Origin of the sequence: Legionella saoudiensis, from assembly GCF_001465875.1 — a bacterium.
In the GTDB taxonomy this organism is placed as follows: domain Bacteria; phylum Pseudomonadota; class Gammaproteobacteria; order Legionellales; family Legionellaceae; genus Legionella; species Legionella saoudiensis.
On record NZ_LN901324.1, the window covers coordinates 1,496,556 to 1,515,419 of the forward strand.

Here is an 18,864-nt window from a genome sequence, read left to right on the forward strand (position 1 = left end):
TGGAATTGTGATCGTCAAGCATAGAGAACGTGCTTACTCCCCTCTCTGCCATAAAGAAAATTTTGCAATGGCTTGCAGGTTGGGCCCCTAGCCTAACCTGCAACCTATAATCTTAACTATTTCTGTTTGGCTAAAAACAAACAAGTTTCCAAGACAGAATCAGGATTTAATGAAACACTTTCAATCCCTTCATTCATCAACCATTGAGCAAAATCCTGATGATCCGAAGGCCCTTGACCACAGATTCCAATATACTTACCTTCTGCTTTACAGGTTGAAATTGCTAAATGCAATAAAGCTTTTACTGCATCATTGCGCTCATCAAACTGAGAGGCGATCAAACCTGAATCGCGATCTAGACCTAAAGTTAACTGCGTCAAATCGTTAGAGCCAATTGAAAAACCATCAAAGTGTACTAAAAACTCTTTAGCTAACAAGGCATTGGAAGGTAGCTCACACATCATGATCACTCTTAGACCATGCTTGCCACGCTCTAGACCGTTTTGTTTTAATACTTCAATAACATTCGCAGCTTCAGACACCGTACGTACAAAAGGAATCATTACCTCAACATTGGTTAAGCCCATTTCTTCACGCACACGGCGCACCGCTTTACATTCTAAAGCGAAACACTCGGCAAATTCAGGAGAAACATAACGTGAGGCTCCTCTAAAACCTAACATCGGATTTTCTTCATGCGGTTCATATAATGAACCACCTACAAGATTTGCATATTCATTCGATTTAAAATCAGACAAGCGAACAATTACGGGCTTAGGGTAAAAAGCAGATGCGATTGTTGCTATTCCCTCTTTTAAACGCTCAATATAATACTCGACTGGCGAATCATACGCTGCTGTTTTTTCGCTAATAAATTTTTTCAATTCATTATCTTGTAAACGGTCGAAATCCAATAAAGCGCGTGGGTGGATTCCAATAGTATTCGAAATTAAAAATTCTAACCGCGCCAAACCGACTCCTGAGTTAGGAATCGATTGGAAGGTAAATGCGCGCTCCGGATTACCCACATTCAGCATAACCTTCATAGGTAGTTCGGGCATAGTTTCTACATCAAGCTGAATTTGCTCAAACGGCAGCAAGCCCTCATAAACAAAACCGGTATCCCCTTCAGCACAACTCACAGTTACTTCATCACCATCGCGGATTGTTTTAGTTGCATCACCACAGCCTACAACGGCAGGAATACCCAACTCGCGAGCAATAATTGCAGCATGGCACGTTCTACCGCCGCGATTTGTAACAATTGCCGAGGCGCGCTTCATTACTGGCTCCCAATCAGGATCAGTCATATCGGAAACAAGTACATCCCCTGGTTGTACTCGGTCCATTTCACTCACATCACGAATAATACGTGCTTTACCTTGACCAATACGCTGCCCAATACTGCGTCCTTCGGCTAATACCTCACCCTGTTTTTGCAAAGTATAGCGCTCGAGTATTTGCTTATTATCTCGGCTTTTAACTGTTTCTGGACGCGCTTGCAAAATATATAGTTTGCCATTGGTGCCATCTTTAGCCCATTCAATATCCATCGGGCGGCCGTAATGCTTCTCAATAATCATGGCCTGACGCGCCAGGCTTTCTATTTCAGCAGGCGTCAAGGAAAAGAGTAAACGTTCTGCAGCATCAACATCAACAGTTTTCACACGACGATTTTGGCTTGGGTCATCACAATAAACCATTTTCACTGCTTTGCTACCAAGATTTCTACGAATAATAGCCGGTCTTCCTGCTTGCAGCCCAGGCTTATGCACATAAAACTCATCAGGATTGACCGCCCCCTGCACTACCATTTCACCGAGGCCATAAGAAGAGGTAATAAATACGACCTGATCAAAACCTGATTCTGTATCCATGGTAAACATCACACCACTTACTGCTAAGTCACTGCGTACCATTTGCTGAATGCCTGCGGATAAAGCAACATCATGATGTTCAAACTGATGGTGAGTTCGATAGGCTATGGCTCTATCGTTAAATAAAGAAGCGAAAACAAGCTTGATAGACTCTAAAATGGCATCAACACCTTTGACATTTAAAAAGGTTTCTTGTTGGCCAGCAAATGATGCATCAGGTAAATCTTCTGCTGTCGCTGAAGAACGCACGGCAACACTAAAGTCTTCATGACCAATCGTTTGCGCCATCTTTTGATAAGCAGTACGCACTTCCTGCTCAAACTCAGGGGTAAATGGTGCTTTAATCACCATTTCTCTAATTTCTTTACCAACAGTAGCTAACTGATGAACATCATCGGTGTTAAGCGTGGATAGTTTTTCATAAATTTTCTTATCCAAGCCACCTTGGGATAAAAACTCTTTAAATGAATCCGCTGTTGTTGCAAAGCCTCCAGGAACAGCAACACCTGCTGAAGATAAATGACTGATCATTTCACCAAGTGACGCATTTTTGCCGCCCACCTGCTCCAAATCACGCATGCCAAGCTGTGCTAAATCAATAATATGTGTTTTGACCGCCATAACTACCTCATATCCATAAAGTAAACGTCATTCTACTGAAATTATGATGCTATTGGAATGCACCCCGTAACCAGCGTCTAATCAGATAAGCGCTGCTTACCGCGTACTCACTTTTAAAAAACTTTTATATAATATGGCAATAAGAACCCCAACACTTACTGCAACGACTAAATCTACAAATATAGTAAGGAAAAAGGTCACCAGCAAAATAACAATCTCTGCACGTGGGGCATGCTGAATTATTTTAACAAAATGTTTCACCTCACTCATATTCCATGCCACTACGAATAAGACTGCCGCGAGAGCTGTGAGTGGGATGTTCACTGCTAAAGGCGCTAAAAAGAGAATAATTAGCACTAAAGTTAAGGCATGAATGATTCCAGCTAAGGGACTGTTTGCGCCATTACGAATATTTGTTGCCGTACGCGCAATTGCTCCTGTTGCAGCAAAACCACCAAATAAAGGGGCAAAAATATTGGCAATACCCTGCCCGACTAACTCACGATTTGAATTATGTTTGGTTCCTGCCATGCTGTCAGCAACTACAGCCGATAATAATGATTCGATAGCGCCTAACAGTGCAATAGTCAGAGCAGGGCCAATCAATTCAATAATACGATCTACCGTAATTTCGGGAATTTCAAAGCTGGGTAAACCCTGAGGAATCCCACCAAACATCGAACCAATAGTTGCTACTCCTTCAAATTGAAATATGGACTGTAAGCTCGTTACAATTAAAAGAGCGATTAACGGCCCCGGCACCCGTTTTAAACCTGGAATTTTATTGGAGAAAAGAACTAGAGCTAAAGCCAACAGTCCTAGCGCCGCAGTAACAAAATGAAGCTGAGGAAATGAATGCAACAGATGCCATAACTTTTCATGAAAATGCCCGCTTCCGCCGGAAGAAAAACCAAAAAAATAATGCCACTGCCCTACCCAAATCACTACGGCAATCCCTGCAGTAAAGCCAACGATTACCGAATTAGGAATAAACTTAATGACTCCTCCTAAACGCGCCAAACCAAAAAATAGCAAAATGAAGCCAGCCATCAACGTCGAAATTTGTAAGCCAGAAATCCCATATTTTGCAGTAATTCCTGAAAGGACAACAATAAAAGCTCCTGTTGGCCCTGCGATTTGTAAACGGCTGCCGCCCATAACAGAAACAATTAATCCAGCAATAATCGCGGTATATAAGCCTTGTTCTGGTTTTGCGCCCGATGCAATAGCAAAGGCCATAGCTAAAGGCAGAGCAACAACGCCTACAATTAAGCCTGAAATGATATTTTGCAGCCAATATTTCCGGTGAAATAAGCCTTCCTGGTACGATTCGATAAGAGTTCTCATAACAAATAAGATAATTCTAAGTTAATATTGCTGGCATTATACGCATACCAGCAATAAAAATGGCATATTCTTCCCTATAAAAGAGTCTATTTTAATGCCAGCTAAAAAAGAAAATATGCTTTAAGTATATATAAATAATCTTTTTGGATAAGCTTTGAACACAAAAACATTTTCTACAGATAATTTGAGCCTCTAGAATTCACATCTTGCCTCGCATCTAATATCATATGTGCTTTCTTATCAGGGGCAAGCTACTTATGACTCTAACTCCTTTAAACGCCATCTCCCCCATAGACGGGCGCTACCTCAACAAAACCCGGGCTTTGAGTCCTTATTTTAGCGAGTTTGCCTTAATCTATTACCGATTAATGGTTGAAATTCGTTGGTTTGAATCTTTAGCAGCCAATGATGCGATTGCTGAAGTTCCCAAGTTGAATCCAGAAACTAAGGATTACCTCAATCAAATCATTGCGAATTTTGATGAAGCCGAAGCACAAAAAGTCAAAGACTTTGAACGTCAAACAAACCATGATGTGAAAGCTGTTGAGTATTATCTCAAAGAGAAATTCCTGAATAATGAGCATTTGAAAAACGTAACGGCGTTTATTCATTTTGCCAGTACCTCAGAGGACATCAATAATCTGGCTTATGCCTTAATGGTGAAACAAGCGATTGCTCAAGTGATCCAACCTACTCTGGCTGAAATCATGGGAGGGATTACGCTACTGGGTAAACAACATGGCGATATTCCCATGCTGGCAAGAACTCATGGTCAACCCGCTACACCAACAACCATGGGTAAAGAGTTAGTGAATTTTGTCGCACGTCTAAAAAGACCACAGCAACAATTAGCTGAAGTGTTAATTCCTGGTAAATTCAATGGCGCAGTGGGTAACTATAATGCTCATGTTGTTGCCTATCCCGAAGTAGATTGGCGCAAGCATTGCTCTAATTTTGTGACCTCATTAGGCCTGTCGTTCAACGCTTATACAACCCAGATTGAACCTCATGATGGTTTGGCCGAAGTATCACAAATTATGGTACGCATTAATAATATTCTCTTGGATTACACCCAAGACGTGTGGAGTTATATTTCTCTGGGCTACTTTAAACAAAAAACTGTAGCAGAAGAAGTAGGCTCATCAACTATGCCTCACAAAGTAAATCCAATTGACTTTGAAAATGCTGAAGGTAACTTAGGATTGGCAAATGCTTTATTCATGCATTTTGCAAACAAGTTAACCCAATCCCGATTACAACGTGACTTGTCAGACTCGACTGTCCTTCGAAATATTGGCATGGCATTTTCATACAGCTTAATCGCCTATCTTTCTGTTGTGAAAGGCAACGATAAGCTGCAAATTAATAAGCGTGCGTTGCAAGATGATTTAAAAACAAACTGGGAAGTATTGGCCGAAGCCATACAAACCATGATGCGACGTTACAATGTTCCAGATGCCTATGAGCAACTCAAAACATTAACTCGTGGTCAAGGAATCGATGGCGACAGCCTACAGCAATTTATCCAAACCCTATCCATACCTGAGGCGGCTAAAGAGCAACTGGCAAAGCTTACCCCAGAAAATTACATCGGTTTGGCAGCACAACTTGTTAAGGCGTTTTCATGACAGGAACTTTATCGCAACAAGGGCAAACTTTTGAATTCGATGTTCTTGTTATCGGTACAGGATTAGCGGGATTACAATATTGCCTGCAATTAATCAACATGCAACCACGTGTAAAAATTGCGTTGATTAGTAAAGCAGAATCTACTGAATCCAACAGCCGCTATGCTCAGGGAGGAATTGCCGCTGCTTTTTCAGCTGAAGACTCTTTGGAATCGCATATATCAGATACCTTAATTGCTGGCGATGGCTTGTGTTACCCGCCAGCAGTAGAGTTTATTATTCGCCAGGGGCCGGAAACGATTAACCAACTGAATCAGTATTCAGTTCAGTTTAAAAAAGATGCGAATGGTGCGTTTAACCTGGCACAAGAAGGTGGTCATTCACACCGACGTATTTTTAATTGCGGTGATCAAACGGGTTTATCAATCACGCAGACGATGAATCAGCTAGCCCGGCAACATGAGCAAATTCACTTTTTTGAACACCATGTCGCCGTGAACTTAATTACCCACTACCATCCTCATCGTACAGATATTCAAGCTGAGGTACTTGGGGCTTATATTTTAGATTGTAACAATAATCTCATTCATACCTTTTTAGCCAATAGTGTTATATTAGCTACTGGTGGTGCCGGTAAAACCTATCGTTATACGACAAACCCTATGGTAGCGACCGGAGATGGCGTTGCTATGGCATATCGGGCCGGCGCTCGAGTTGGTAACATGGAATTTTATCAATTTCACCCTACTCTTTTACACCACCACTCGCTGAATAATTTTCTAATTTCTGAAGCCGTGCGTGGTGAAGGCGCTCTCCTTAAAAATGCGGAAACCGGTGCGCGCTTTATGCAAGACTATGCACCACAGCAGATGGAGCTGGCAACCCGCGATGTGGTTGCTCGCGCTATTTTTAGTGAGATTGAACGCAGCCAAACCGGTTATGTTTATCTGGATATTACTCATCAGTCCAAAAGTTTCCTAGAAAAACGCTTTCCCCAAATTTATACCACGCTTCTATCTATTGGCATCGATATGAGTCAGGATATGATTCCGGTAGTGCCTGCAGCCCATTACCAATGCGGTGGCGTGCTAACCGACATTGATGGACGTACGGACTTAAAGCGGTTATATGCTATTGGCGAGGTAGCCTTTACGGGGTTACATGGCGCCAATCGTTTGGCAAGCAATTCCTTACTGGAAGCCTTAGTGATGGGTTCCAATGCCGCACGTTGTACTTTGAAAGATATCTCCTCACCTTGGAAGTATACTGCTCATATTCCTAATTGGAGTTCACCAGGTGAGGTTAATACCCGACGCGCAAGCCAAATCAACGCTCAATGGCGTGGCTTACGTGGTGAGATGACCTCCTACGCCGGTATAGTCCGCACCGAAGCCGGCCTGCAAGATCTACTACAATTAATAATGAATCGTAAAAAAGTAGTTGAAGAATATTACTGGAAGCATTGCATTACCCGAGATTTTATTGAGCTAAGAAACATCATTCTCAATGCGGAATTAATTGTACGCGCAGCCTTATCACGCCGAGAGTCACGTGGCGGCCATTACCGAGAAGATTATCCAGATAAAAAAACTCAGGCACAAGAAAGCATTGCTAAAATAGGATTGATGGATATTGCGGAATAAGCTGCTGCTGGAATAGAACATTCGTCATTCTCGCAGCGGGAAACTTCGGCAACCTTAATGGCAGCACACCACCAAAAATAATAGACTTAAGTCGATTAGAGGCAAAATAAGATGTTTAAGAATTCAACTGTTTATACTCCTGAAACCACCCTAATGCGTATCCGCAATGACATGAGTATTTGCCAAAGCGATTACCCTCTAGATTGGTACCAAGAAGAATTTATTCCCTATGCTGAAGAATATCAAGCCCTCCCCGACCGTAAGCTAACTACGGTGTTGGAGTGGATGACTCCTTATATGAAAAAAGCCCAAGACCATTTTGGCGATAAATTATTATTACTTGCGCATTATTATATGGGTGGTGATATTGTCCGCTTAATAGAGCAATTTGGTGGTGTTATCGGTGACTCCTATCAACTCGCTTTAATGGCTGCTGAACGCCCGGAAAAATCAGTGATTATTGAGTCAGCCGTGCATTTCATGGCGGAATCAATCAGTATTCTCGCGAACAGCCACCAACAGGTTTATATTACTAATCCAAAATCCGGCTGCACCATGGAAATGCTTGCTAAAGATTTTATGGTTGAACCGGCATTCCTGGATTTAAATGAGCGCTATGGCGCTGAAAATATTTTGCCTGTTTGTTATATGAATACTTCCGGACGAGTTAAGGCAATGACTGGTGCGCAAGGTGGTGCAGTATGTACCAGTTCCAACGTGAAAAAAATATTCCAATGGGCACAAAAGCAAAATAAGAAAATACTCTTTATTCCAGATCAACACATGGGTGAAAACGTTGCTTATTGGCTTGGCATTAAAAATCTAGCCTATTGGCCTGGCGGAACTGCAGGAGCACAATATTCCCTGGCAGCACAAGACAGCAAAACCTTAAAACAATTTGATGATTCAGAGCTAATTCTATTTGCCAGCCAATGTGCGGTACACACTCACTACCAACCGGAAATGTGTGACTATTGGCACAGTAAATCCTACACGACTATTGTACATCCCGAGTGCCGCAATTCGGTAGTTCGCGTGGCGCAACACTCAGGCTCCACCGCATTTATTTGGGATTACGTAGTGAATGACCGTGCCAATACCAAACGCTATGCTATTGGTACTGAAAACCATATGGTTGAAAACTTAAAACAACATTGCAAAGGCTTAGGAATTGAAGTAGTCAATTTAGCCGAAGCACCCAAAGCGGATGAGGAAAAAGGTATTGGCTGCGGCTGTGCTACTATGTCACGCAACGACCCGCCTCATTTAGTCGCCCTAGTCGATTTATTAAGACAAGGAAAAACCATGTCTTACAATGAAGTAAACGCAGGAGATGTTGTCAATGAGTTCACAGGCACTCGTAACCGTTTGCCCGTAAATGATCAACAGTGGGTTATCGAAAATGCCAAGAAATCATTACAAATGATGATTGATATTACGGAAGATAGAATTTAATTAATATAACCTGGTTGCAAAGCAACCGGGTGCAGCTAGTTTTATTATTCTAATTTCTGCTTTGCCTTCATTATGCCTTGAAATATGGGATCACAAATATAAGCAGGAAATCCTTCCGGAATTAGCTTTGAGACCTCATTAATAACAAAATCTGTCTTTTTCAATATTTCCTCAAGTGTGGTTGGTGTTTCCTGTAGTGGTTCGCACCACTGTTTTTCATGGTATAAGAAAGCCGATTTTTCCTGTGCACCAGCAATAGAAATACGAAAATCTTCCTCTTCACTGCTCATACCCAAGGGATTAATTCGGTAATTACGTAAAATAGAGGCAATTTTTTGTTCTGTAAGGGGTTTAAATTTAATTGCTTTACCATTCCTCAGCCCACTCATTGGTTGCCTTTTCAATGCTTTTAGGCAATATTTTCACTTCCAAATCAAGAGCTGATAATATGCGAAATGCTGTACTTAATTTTACGTTTTCTGGTATGTTTTCAATGGCGGAAATAGTTTTTTGTTTTAATCCTACCAGCTCGCCAATCTCAGCTTGACTTAATTTTAATTTTTTCCGTTGATTTTTTATCAATAAAGATAATTCTGCAGGTGAATGAATAATAGGCATAATGATTCCAGATTAATTTATTACCTTACACGGGATAATATTCAGCATATACCCTAAATGGGATAATTTCAATTTCATACCCTTCAAGGGATAAGATTAAGAATTTTTCAGGCGAAAGCTACTTACAACCAAGATATTAGTAAATTAAATAGGCCAGAGCATATCATAGGGGATCTTATGGAGAAAAGCAGCAACTGCTTGATGTGTCTCAGCCCGCCAACTAACAATGGGCTTAATAATTCCTTTTGCCAGAGCCCCGTTTTGTTGTAAAAAGTGAAACACATCAATAAACGCCAAAGCGGCTTGATCGTTTACCTGCACACTAATTTCCACTAAATTTTTCCCATGCACTTTTAATGCCTCAGCAGCAACGATAGCAAAGGAACTTTTGAAATTAACTTCTTCAATGGATGCCTTAACAGAAAAAGAGCGAACCCACTCCCCTTCCGCGTCCAGCCGCTTAATAAAACGGGTGACTAACTCTTGATATTTCAAACTTGTATGTGCAGGCCCTAAAGTCAATTGCAAGGCACGCAAATTCCTAACTTTGCCCACTTCTAATACATCCATAATTACTTTATTAGTCCATTTAGAACCATGTTCTTTACTATCAAATAACGGGATCATCAAGGAATTATCAGACACAGTAAGCAACTTTTCCTGCAGCAAATACTTAAATTTTTTATCCTTATCCAGTTTTAAAAAATTCTTCAACTCCGCTTCAATTCGATGCTTTTCAATAAGTTGTACGTTATGTTGTTCAGTAATATATTCTTTTTGCAGTTGTTGCACGGCAAGCAAGTGCTGAGGATAATCTAAATAAAGCCCCAAGCCACTGGTTATCACTACCTTATTTGAATAGCCATAAGCAAAATCGGTTTCAGTACAAAAATAAGAATAATCTGGATTAAGCAAATGAGGCAAAGTGCGGTTAAATCCATAACCCCCATCAGCTTCTGCCACAACCGCTAATTGCTGTAAGTTTTCTGGATAAAGTGCTCTTATTTGTTGAAAAATGCTCGGCTCTATTACCTGATCATTAATGGAAACCGAAAAGGCTTTAATGAATAAAGTTTGAAATTGAATATTTTGTGCTAATAGCCATTGATAAGCGCTTGATTCGTGCCCAAGCTGATGCTGCACGTAATAGATTGTTTTAAGCTTCCCATCGCAAAGTCCTGCAATTTTATAGACACCTTCACCTAGATTGGATATTTGCAACAACTCCATGGCGCATAAGGTGCGTAGCCGCGCTAATAACAAGGCACCTATTCTATTTTGAAACCGATCGGAATTAAAAGATATATCGAGTCGATTAAAGGTTTGCAATATATGCGAATAATCATAGCCATATCCCCAAAAACCCATTCCTCGAGACAAATCGGTGATTTTACCTAAGTGCAATAAGTCGGTTAAATTAAGTTCTTCATTTGCCGAAAACAAAGGATATTCGTCAATTAAAACAAACTCATCTACTTTTGGGAAAAGCAATATGGGATGCACTACATCGGAGCCAGAGCAAGGATATAAAAGCGGGCCCTGCGCATCAAGCTCGGCTGCTGTTAAGAGCTGTTCCATCCCTGAATTAGCAAGTTGCTCATCTTTGCCTGCGGTTAACTGATTAACGTATGAAATCAACAACTGCGCTTCATCAGGGTTAGACGGCATAAACGAAACTCCCAAATAACTTTTTAGAACAGTTTATATTGCTCTAAAAAAATTTTAGTTGGGACCATTATATGGCAAATATGGACAAAAATAAATCCAATTGTTTAATTTAATGAATTGCTTTTAATACTCGGCAATAAAAAATTGACATTCATCAATGCCTTGCGTGCAGACATATCCACCCAAAGTTCTAATCCAATTATAATCTACCGGAGCGGGGATCTTGGTAAGAGCCTGCAGCCAAATAGAATAGTCCCCCAAAGAATTCCTATAAGTGCAAACCACACCCTGCCCGTATTGGGCTACTAAAATATTCGCCCGCACAAAACGAGTCCCTTCCTCTCCCTGGGGGGGATGTTGTGAATAAGGATTAACAACCCAGGGAGCTGGCGGCTCTCCCCATTGCAATGAACTTGTTTCCGGATCAGGACATATCATCGCCCAACCAATCGAACTACTTAAGGTAAGTGCCAGTCCAGCAAATAAATATTTGATTTTCATCCCATGCCTTAATTATCTAATATTTTTTAGAATTATATACCAAAACCCATTGTGGGAATCTATTTCTTTGTTATAATGGCCACCACAGTGCCTGGGTGGCGGAATTGGTAGACGCGCCGGATTCAAAATCCGGTGGTGGTGACACCGTGTGGGTTCGAGTCCCACCCTAGGTACCATTAATCTTTGTTTCCTCTTAATTCAATTCGATATTCTTCTTAATTAGCCTGATTCTTAATTTACCAGTCACGTATTTCAATAACACTTATAGCTTCATAGAATAAGCATAGGCTTTGCCATAACAACACACAGAGATTATGCAAAAAAAGAGAGCATACCTAAGTTCTTACAACCTAACTACATTTATCATGTAATTACAGTTGTAAAGAATATAAATATGGCTATCATGATAAAAGATAATAATAACAAAGAGAGAGGGAGTTTCCGGTGAATCATTTATTAAAAGCAATTTTCTTAGCCTGTGGTTTTGTTTATTCCATTAATAGTTTTGCAAATGCCGATGCTGAGCTACCACTCCTTGGGAAGACGATAACTCAGGCGAAGCAGCAAGAGATGTCTCCTAAGCAGGCATTACAACGTTTAAAAGATGGAAATCAACGTTTTTTAAATAAAAAACTCATTGCCAGAGACTATTTAAAACAAGCGTATCAATCTTCTTATGGCCAGTATCCCTTTGCTGTAGTGCTAAATTGCATGGATTCGCGTAGTGTTCCTGAGTTCTTTTTTGATCAGGGTTTGGCTGATTTATTTACCTTACGTGTAGCTGGAAATGTGCTTAATGACGATATCTTAGGAAGTATGGAATTTGCTACCAAAGCAGCTGGTGCACGCTTAATTGTTGTATTGGCTCATACTTCTTGCGGGGCGGTAGCTGGCGCATGTAATGGAGTTAAATTAGGACACTTAACAGATATTTTAGATAAAATACAGCCTGCAGTTCAAATGAGCATGAAAGCCGAAGGAAACAAGAATTGTTCAGATCCTAAATTAGTTGATGCAATTGCAAAAGAAAATGCGTTAAACGTGGTGAAACAAATCCAGGAAAAAAGCCCAATCCTTAAGGCCTTAGTGGAAAGTAACAAAGTAGGTATTGTTGCAGGGATTCATGACATTAAAACAGGACAAGTAACCTTTTTTGAAGAAGGACGCTCTGTTCCTAAATCGTAACTACCATTTGATACCGCGCTTAAAGCGCGCGGTATCAAATGTGAAATAGATTATGCTGTACTTCGTAAGCTTCGATTTTTTGTTTTTTATTAATCAAAAAATGAAACTTTACCTGAAGCAATATCGTATAACCCCCCAATAATTTTTATGGTTTTTTTATCAATTAACTCTCTTAGAATGCTACTTTTCTCTAAGATCATTTTTATGCTGTTATCGACATTGATTCGGGTTACTTCTGTGACGAACTCTGGATTACTTCCATTGCGATTTTCTTTAAATGAAGTCTCTTGCTCAATTGCCGGTGTGATTTTACCCAGGAGTTGTGTTAAATAGCCTAATTGAGCCTCATCACAAGCGCCTTTTATAGCGCCACAATTAGTATGGCCCAGTACAACAATTAATTTAGACCCAGCAATTTTGCAGGCAAACTCCAAACTCCCGATAATATCGTCATTTACAATATTTCCTGCTATCCGAATACTAAAAATATCACCAAGACCTTGGTCAAAGATGAACTCAGCAGGAGTTCTGGAATCAATACAACTTAAAATTGAGGCAAAAGGAAATTGTTCTTTAGCGGTTTCATTCACTTGCTGTAGCAGGTTGCGATTGTATCGCAAATTATGCATAAACCGCTCATTCCCCTTTTTTAGTAAATCAATAGCTTGGTCTGGAGTTATTTTACTCAGATCTTCTTTGCTAATTGTTTTCATAAAAAGACTCCATGTTTATTATTAATTTCAACAACAATACAAGATGCCCATAATAATTGCATGCCTAACAAAAGTCTAATATAAAAACTCAAGAACTCAAGAAGATAAGTAGCTTTATCCCTTCTAGGTTAGCATCTAATAAACTCTGCTTAAATTAGACTTACTATGGTTATGTGATAGTATTTAATTTACGGGCTTTATAATCGAACTGCTCACAATAAAATGGAATTTAGTCTCAAAAGGATTTCAGAGGATGAAAAAAGTTTTTCTTATCGTACTAATGTCATGGTTTATTTTTCCTGTCTGGGCTGCTCCCAATGTGGTTACTTTCGGCGTTTACCCACTTAGTATTTATGATGTTGACCCAGCAAATGGTACCTTCAGTATTAGTTACTATGCCTGGTGGCGAACTACTGATAAAAATTATAATCCGACCAAAAACATTGAAATTGTAAATGCCCGTGATTATACCCATAAATTGGGAGCATCCGGTAAAGTGGGTAATGAGTATTACACTTCTGTGCATTATTACGCCAAAATACATCAGCCTTGGGATAGTAAAAATTTTCCATTTGGGCGCAAGTTTTTGACCGTTAAAATGGAAGATTTTGCCGATGATACAAAGGTTGTTTTTCAACCAGATAATAAAGAATCAAGACTCCATTCAGAATTTACCATGCCTGGCTGGAATATTATTGGTATGAGTTTAGTAAGTTCAGTTATTCATTATGCGACTAATTTCGGTAATGAAGCGGTAGATAGTAGTTCTTATTCCAGACTTAGTTTTATTATTGAAGTAAAGCGCCAAGGTTGGAAACTGTATATAAGCTATTTTATTGGATTTTTTATGGCCGGTATATTAGCGCATTTGCTCTATACAATGAGTTCACTTCCCTTTGCAGCGCGAGCAACTGTTTTTATCGGCTCTGTTGTTGCCTTCATCGGAAATAAATACATTATTGATCCGCGTTTACCGCCCACACCGAGCTACGGTCTTGCCGATGCCATTCAAATGATAACTTTTTTGACCATTATCATTTCTATTTTTGTTTCAATTGGTCTTGAACTTAAGTATCCAGATGAAAAAAAGCGAGCTAAAATTTCCTTAACTATCGGCACCATTAGCTTAATAATTTATGTACTGTACATCATTATTTACACATGGCGGGCTGTTGCCTCCTAATCACAAAACATTTTTACCCAGCAATTTCTATCCTATGACGCTGATAGAAATTGCTCGGCTGCCGCTCTACCCTTATCAAATAAAAAATTTGTAAATGCCAATTCAGAGTTGAATTTAGTTGAGTAATCCAATTCAAGAACCTCATTATCATAAATTGAATGAATACCTAACTCAGCCCACCTTAATGCTTCGCCAGACAAAATCTGCGGTTGCTCTTTTAACATCTGAATAAAATCAAGCTCAGTCGCTAAACGGACACTTAAGGCGATTTCATTAATTCGGCTCATTACATGAGAAGCAATAACCGGTAGCGGTTCACGCTTTTGTGGGTTTATTTGAATTAAAATTACATCCTTTGACCTGCATTCTTGCACCAAAGGTTTTAAACTGGGATTTCCTGTCAATCCACCATCCCAATATGCTTCATCCTCTATTATAGTGGCGGGAAATAAAGTAGGTATGCTGGACGATGCAATTAAAACATCCGCAGTAATTTCCTCATTAGTAAATACTCTTGATTCACCTGAAGCGATGTGAGTGGTAAAAACAAATAGCTTTAATTTGGTTTTGGTAAGACTCTCAAAATCGATGCAATTAATTAATAATTCTTTTAGTGGATACAATAGATTCATATTGAGATAGGGTGAAATAAGACGAGCCATCAGCTCATGGGTTACAAAAGGTATAGAAAATGAAAGACTCCAATGCCCCATTAGCCTATCCAGGGTACCTCTTTGAAAAGGCGTAAATGGTGAAAGAACAGCGAGTTCTTCCCAAAACTTCCTCAGAACTCGTTTAGCCTCTAACTGTCCACCTGAAGCAAAACCACTTACTAATAGAGCTGCATTCAAGGCACCTGCTGAAGCGGCGCTGATACCTTCTATGCTAAAATCGGGCTCATCCAAAAACCTGTCTAAAACGCCCCAAATAAAAGCCCCAAAGATCCCCCCACCCTCAAGAGCCAAACATATATTATTTAAATTAACTTTTGTAGGAGAGTGGTCCATATTCAATAAATCCTTTTAGGTAGATTAAGACAATATTGTCTCCATACGATTGCCAGCTTAGGGTGCATATTAGATTTTACCCCTTCTTTTGCTCTTTTACCTTCCGGACTCGCAGCAAGCTTCATTCGGGTTTGTTTTCAGATCACTAAGGGTTTACCATGGCCCTTGCAAATTAGTTGCCAAAAGAAGACAATATTCGTTCAATAATTTTTCAAAGTGCCAATTATTATGAAAATCACACGCTTTATAAGGCCCTTCATACAAGTAGCCATGTTCACTTTATTGATAGTTAAGGGGGCTATTTCTGGAGATGTACATGTTATTGGCTCAATGAAGCACTCCATACAACCCGCCGTTAATTCTTTTAACCATAAAGGGCTTTCTCACCCTAAAGATATTCAATTACTTAAAGTTGAACTGTCGGATGAGGCTAAAAAATTGCTGGCGCAGCGTGTTAAAGAAATGGCGGCCAACCATTCTTTGACTACAAATCCTTTATTGGATACTGAAACGCCTAAAGCAGTTCAATTGGGTATGAATAATGTGCCAGTACTGGATCAAGGGGTGCATGGAACATGCATCACCTTTGCCATGACAGGGGCTCTTGATGCGGTCATTGGCCGTGGCGATTACATTAGCCAACTTTGTCTTTTGCAATTAGGCAATTACCTAGAACAACATGGGTGGTTTGTATTGAGTGGTTGGGATGGCAATTATCCAATTTCAGTAATAAATCAAATGGAACAATATGGAATCATTAATAAAGACAACCAAACAAAACAAGGCTGTGGCGGTTTAACTGAATACCCCACGTATTCGAGCGAAACGCCCCAATCGTTTATTGATCCCGAGCAATACGCCAACATGAGTGAATTAATCTTCGGGAAAGTAGTGAATTGGTCTAATATCTATTGGAGGCTCAGTTCTACCTGGACTTTAAATGAAGTGAAAGAAGCGCTTCGAGCAGGTGACCGATCGGTTTTTACAATTATGCTACCGCGTCTTGACTTAGGTCTTGTAGGTGCTGTAGGAAATTATAAAACCAACAACGACACCTGGTTACTTACACCCGATATCTCTGGTGGCTTGATGAATATCCAAGCAGCACATGGAATGATTATTACCGGCTATGATGATAATGCGGTTGCAGTGGATAATTATGGTAAAAAACACACTGGATTATTAACATTACGCAACTCCTGGGGAAATAATTATGGGGACAATGGTGAGTTTTATATGTCCTATGATTACTTTAAATTACTGACCTATGATGTAAGACGTTTTTCCCCTAATTAAAATATCCAAGCACTGGTTAGCAGTAAACTAACCAGTGCTTTGTACCTTCCTATCTTTTACTCATTGCCGATTGGCTACCTGCACTTGCTAAACTGTTAATGAATTTAGGATGATATTTGGAATGCAAATCAGCCATGTCCGAATCTTTTAATTCTGTTTTTTTAAATTCTTCATCATACCAACTGCTAACATCCTGTTTCAGTTTATTACTAAATTCTGTTAATAGTTTTTTCTTGTATTCATAAGTGTTATTTTCTGCAGAAAAGAAACGAGGATCTGTAATTGATTTTACAAATACATGCTCAGGAGCATTGGCATGTAATAAATCATTAAGGCCAGAAAAAAAGAGCTTTACGTTTAAATGGGATGGATAAAATAGTTCTCCCACATACTCAGTATAGGTTTTGTTGTATTTTAAGGCCACATTTAATTGGAAAAAGAAGGCCTTAACTGAAGCAATACCTGCCTCATGCGAGCGATGAGCTAAATTTGCTAATCGAGTAAAAATATAATCTTTTGAAGTTTCGTATATACCTAATTGTGTATCTGTAAACATAGTGATCCTTTAATTGATAATATTTATTTTGTGCGGCCTGTATAAAGAGAACCATATAATTCCTCATTAGGAGACTCTTCAACTGCCTTTTGGGCCTGAAGTTCTGATTTCATTTTAACGTCCGTTTTAAAAGTCTCTAGCAACTGAGGATTCACATCTAATGGTCCACCATCTAACTCATCATTCAACATCACATCTTGCTCCAGATGATGTGTACTAGAAATTTCACCTTGCATACGCTGTAAAGCACCCATTTCACATTGCATTTGTGCTGCTTGAATACCTAGGTTAATGCCTTGTATCTGTTGGAAAAATGCAGGAAATTCACGTGCCATAATCTCTTTCGCTTTAGGACTCTCGCAGTTTTTCAATAGTGAGGCTAAGACTTGAGGCATCATATTAATGCCCAGGGCTGCGTCCCCAGCATCTTTAGGTGAGATACCCCCATTGGTTAATCGCTTTATCTTTGACTCAAGGTCCTCAATAGAGTTTATAAAACCTGCAGCTTGCGTTGCAGCTATTTTGGCTTTTGGGCTATTGCCTTTACATGTTGCTAATATATCATTTATCACATCTTTCATATGCTCTAGCTGTAACTGTTTTATCTTAGGATCTCCGGGATTAAGCGCAACCTTAATTTCATTTTCATAATGCTTAATTCGATCCCCACAATGTTGTTTATATTGGTCATGAAATTTTTTATCAAAATCAGCCTTAAACTCCTTTTCTAAAACTCTTTGCGGAGTACCTTGAAAATTCTCTTTAAATCCTTGCGCTAATACTTGGCTTGTCACCCAATCCTTAAACTTAGCATTAAATTCAGCTTGAATTGTTTTTCCTTCCTCCGGGGTTATCGTTTTAAACGATTTTCCTTGTGCGTTCAGTTCGTATTCTTTGGCACGCGTAAAGCTTTCTAAGTACATCTCTTCAAACCTTCGTTCTAATCCCAAACCACCCGCAGCAATAGCTTCCTGCACTTTGTTTTCGAGTGCAGCCTCGAACTCTTTTTTATGTACTTTTGCGACATGCTCTTGAAGTTGTTTTCCATAATTTGCACTAAATGTTTCCCAATGCTTCTTCACATAAGCATCGTAATAACCATGTTTTCCTTGCAAATAATCAGTCTTCGTCTGCTTTTGTAATTCGGCAAATTCAGCTCTTAATGGCGCTCTTACAATTTCACTACGCGCATAACTTAAGGCATTCATTACGCCAGTCATTTGATCCAGTAAAAATTGTTTTTTCACTGGATCTTTTGTGGTTTGTGATAAAACCAGCATTGATGCTTGTATTGCTTTAGCCTTTTGCTCAAGGATTTCATGTGGGTTTTCGACACCATTAGTTTGCAGTGTGAGGTGTAAATTTAGTAAATCCTGGATATTGGTCTTAATGCTTTGTACATGTTCATTATAGATAGCTATGTTTTTTGTATGGGATATGCCCAGTTTCTTTTTACGACCTATTTCAAAAACTTGACCGATTGAATCCGAAAGCGCACTTAACGATGCAATTTCACCACTTCTTAATAATTCCGGAACTATTACTGGTTTAGGCATGATGTACCTC

15 protein-coding genes, 1 tRNA gene and 1 pseudogene are annotated in these 18,864 nt (G+C 39.6%); 7 read left to right on the top strand and 10 right to left on the bottom strand.

What is annotated here, in order from left to right:
- Positions 1-116 precede the first annotated feature (116 nt).
- A complete protein-coding gene (gene ppsA / locus BN3124_RS15455) occupies positions 117-2,498 on the bottom strand; it encodes a phosphoenolpyruvate synthase (RefSeq protein WP_058535656.1) in 2,382 nt (793 codons plus the stop codon).
- A gap of 126 nt (positions 2,499-2,624) precedes the next feature.
- Positions 2,625-3,845 (bottom strand): annotated as a pseudogene (locus BN3124_RS15460) (SulP family inorganic anion transporter); the annotation flags it as partial.
- Positions 3,846-4,102: 257 nt separating this feature from the next.
- Here BN3124_RS15460 and purB point away from each other — a divergent pair.
- The 3 genes from purB to nadA all read left to right on the top strand — a co-directional run bounded on the left by purB (position 4,103) and on the right by nadA (position 8,571).
- Positions 4,103-5,473 carry an adenylosuccinate lyase gene (gene purB / locus BN3124_RS15465; RefSeq protein ID WP_058535657.1) on the top strand — a complete coding sequence of 457 codons (1,371 nt, stop codon included), beginning with the start codon at positions 4,103-4,105 and terminating at the stop codon, positions 5,471-5,473.
- Entirely contained in the window at positions 5,470-7,116 is a 1,647-nt protein-coding gene (gene nadB / locus BN3124_RS15470; RefSeq protein ID WP_058535658.1) for an L-aspartate oxidase, read from the top strand. Before purB ends, nadB begins: the two co-directional genes overlap by 4 nt.
- A gap of 111 nt (positions 7,117-7,227) precedes the next feature.
- The gene (gene nadA / locus BN3124_RS15475; RefSeq protein WP_058535659.1) at positions 7,228-8,571 is read left to right on the top strand and encodes a quinolinate synthase NadA; all 1,344 of its coding nucleotides are present in this window, start codon (positions 7,228-7,230) and stop codon (positions 8,569-8,571) included.
- 44 nt (positions 8,572-8,615) lie between these two features.
- On the opposite strand, the gene BN3124_RS17415 is transcribed toward nadA, so the two are convergent.
- The 4 genes from BN3124_RS17415 to BN3124_RS15495 form a co-directional block, all read right to left on the bottom strand.
- Entirely contained in the window at positions 8,616-8,960 is a 345-nt protein-coding gene (locus BN3124_RS17415; RefSeq protein ID WP_058535660.1) for a type II toxin-antitoxin system HipA family toxin, read from the bottom strand.
- Positions 8,938-9,189: a helix-turn-helix domain-containing protein gene (locus BN3124_RS15485; RefSeq protein WP_058535661.1), complete on the bottom strand. Its 252-nt coding sequence runs from the start codon at positions 9,187-9,189 to the stop codon at positions 8,938-8,940. Before BN3124_RS15485 ends, BN3124_RS17415 begins: the two co-directional genes overlap by 23 nt.
- Positions 9,190-9,333: 144 nt before the next feature.
- A complete protein-coding gene (locus tag BN3124_RS15490) occupies positions 9,334-10,857 on the bottom strand; it encodes a hypothetical protein (protein WP_058535662.1) in 1,524 nt (507 codons plus the stop codon).
- 123 nt (positions 10,858-10,980) lie between these two features.
- Positions 10,981-11,358 carry a DUF3757 domain-containing protein gene (locus BN3124_RS15495; RefSeq protein ID WP_058535663.1) on the bottom strand — a complete coding sequence of 126 codons (378 nt, stop codon included), beginning with the start codon at positions 11,356-11,358 and terminating at the stop codon, positions 10,981-10,983.
- Positions 11,359-11,447: 89 nt separating this feature from the next.
- Between BN3124_RS15495 and BN3124_RS15500 the strand changes: the two genes are divergently transcribed.
- A tRNA-Leu gene (locus tag BN3124_RS15500) sits at positions 11,448-11,534 on the top strand.
- 289 nt (positions 11,535-11,823) lie between these two features.
- On the top strand, positions 11,824-12,543 hold the full coding sequence (locus BN3124_RS15505) for a carbonic anhydrase family protein (protein WP_407927399.1): 720 nt from the start codon (positions 11,824-11,826) through the stop codon (positions 12,541-12,543).
- Between the two features lie 89 nt (positions 12,544-12,632).
- Here the strand turns inward: BN3124_RS15505 and BN3124_RS15510 are convergent, their stop codons facing one another.
- Entirely contained in the window at positions 12,633-13,256 is a 624-nt protein-coding gene (locus BN3124_RS15510; RefSeq protein ID WP_058535665.1) for a carbonic anhydrase family protein, read from the bottom strand.
- A gap of 253 nt (positions 13,257-13,509) precedes the next feature.
- On the opposite strand from BN3124_RS15510, the gene BN3124_RS15515 reads away from it, so the two are divergent.
- Complete coding sequence (locus BN3124_RS15515; protein WP_058535666.1) at positions 13,510-14,439, top strand: ligand-gated ion channel; 930 nt, start codon at positions 13,510-13,512, stop codon at positions 14,437-14,439.
- Between the two features lie 32 nt (positions 14,440-14,471).
- Here BN3124_RS15515 and BN3124_RS15520 read toward each other — a convergent pair whose 3' ends face one another.
- A complete protein-coding gene (locus BN3124_RS15520) occupies positions 14,472-15,446 on the bottom strand; it encodes a patatin-like phospholipase family protein (protein ID WP_058535667.1) in 975 nt (324 codons plus the stop codon).
- Between the two features lie 228 nt (positions 15,447-15,674).
- Between BN3124_RS15520 and BN3124_RS15525 the strand changes: the two genes are divergently transcribed.
- Positions 15,675-16,742 carry a C1 family peptidase gene (locus tag BN3124_RS15525; protein ID WP_058535668.1) on the top strand — a complete coding sequence of 356 codons (1,068 nt, stop codon included), beginning with the start codon at positions 15,675-15,677 and terminating at the stop codon, positions 16,740-16,742.
- 49 nt (positions 16,743-16,791) lie between these two features.
- Here BN3124_RS15525 and BN3124_RS15530 read toward each other — a convergent pair whose 3' ends face one another.
- Both BN3124_RS15530 and BN3124_RS15535 read right to left on the bottom strand, forming a co-directional pair.
- On the bottom strand, positions 16,792-17,298 hold the full coding sequence (locus tag BN3124_RS15530) for a hypothetical protein (protein WP_058535669.1): 507 nt from the start codon (positions 17,296-17,298) through the stop codon (positions 16,792-16,794).
- 23 nt (positions 17,299-17,321) lie between these two features.
- Positions 17,322-18,854 (bottom strand): hypothetical protein, encoded by a 1,533-nt coding sequence (locus tag BN3124_RS15535; protein ID WP_058535670.1) that lies wholly within the window; start codon positions 18,852-18,854, stop codon positions 17,322-17,324.
- Positions 18,855-18,864: the final 10 nt, after the last annotated feature.

What these genes read in the sequence shown, in the direction of transcription:
- ppsA (WP_058535656.1), bottom strand. Translation starts at nt 2,498, where the DNA reads ATGGCGGTCAAAACACATATTATTGATTTAGCACAGCTTGGCATGCGT.
- purB (WP_058535657.1), top strand. Translation starts at nt 4,103, where the DNA reads ATGACTCTAACTCCTTTAAACGCCATCTCCCCCATAGACGGGCGCTAC.
- nadB (WP_058535658.1), top strand. Translation starts at nt 5,470, where the DNA reads ATGACAGGAACTTTATCGCAACAAGGGCAAACTTTTGAATTCGATGTT.
- nadA (WP_058535659.1), top strand. Translation starts at nt 7,228, where the DNA reads ATGTTTAAGAATTCAACTGTTTATACTCCTGAAACCACCCTAATGCGT.
- BN3124_RS17415 (WP_058535660.1), bottom strand. Translation starts at nt 8,960, where the DNA reads ATGAGTGGGCTGAGGAATGGTAAAGCAATTAAATTTAAACCCCTTACA.
- BN3124_RS15485 (WP_058535661.1), bottom strand. Translation starts at nt 9,189, where the DNA reads ATGCCTATTATTCATTCACCTGCAGAATTATCTTTATTGATAAAAAAT.
- BN3124_RS15490 (WP_058535662.1), bottom strand. Translation starts at nt 10,857, where the DNA reads ATGCCGTCTAACCCTGATGAAGCGCAGTTGTTGATTTCATACGTTAAT.
- BN3124_RS15495 (WP_058535663.1), bottom strand. Translation starts at nt 11,358, where the DNA reads ATGAAAATCAAATATTTATTTGCTGGACTGGCACTTACCTTAAGTAGT.
- BN3124_RS15510 (WP_058535665.1), bottom strand. Translation starts at nt 13,256, where the DNA reads ATGAAAACAATTAGCAAAGAAGATCTGAGTAAAATAACTCCAGACCAA.
- BN3124_RS15515 (WP_058535666.1), top strand. Translation starts at nt 13,510, where the DNA reads ATGAAAAAAGTTTTTCTTATCGTACTAATGTCATGGTTTATTTTTCCT.
- BN3124_RS15520 (WP_058535667.1), bottom strand. Translation starts at nt 15,446, where the DNA reads ATGGACCACTCTCCTACAAAAGTTAATTTAAATAATATATGTTTGGCT.
- BN3124_RS15525 (WP_058535668.1), top strand. Translation starts at nt 15,675, where the DNA reads ATGAAAATCACACGCTTTATAAGGCCCTTCATACAAGTAGCCATGTTC.
- BN3124_RS15530 (WP_058535669.1), bottom strand. Translation starts at nt 17,298, where the DNA reads ATGTTTACAGATACACAATTAGGTATATACGAAACTTCAAAAGATTAT.
- BN3124_RS15535 (WP_058535670.1), bottom strand. Translation starts at nt 18,854, where the DNA reads ATGCCTAAACCAGTAATAGTTCCGGAATTATTAAGAAGTGGTGAAATT.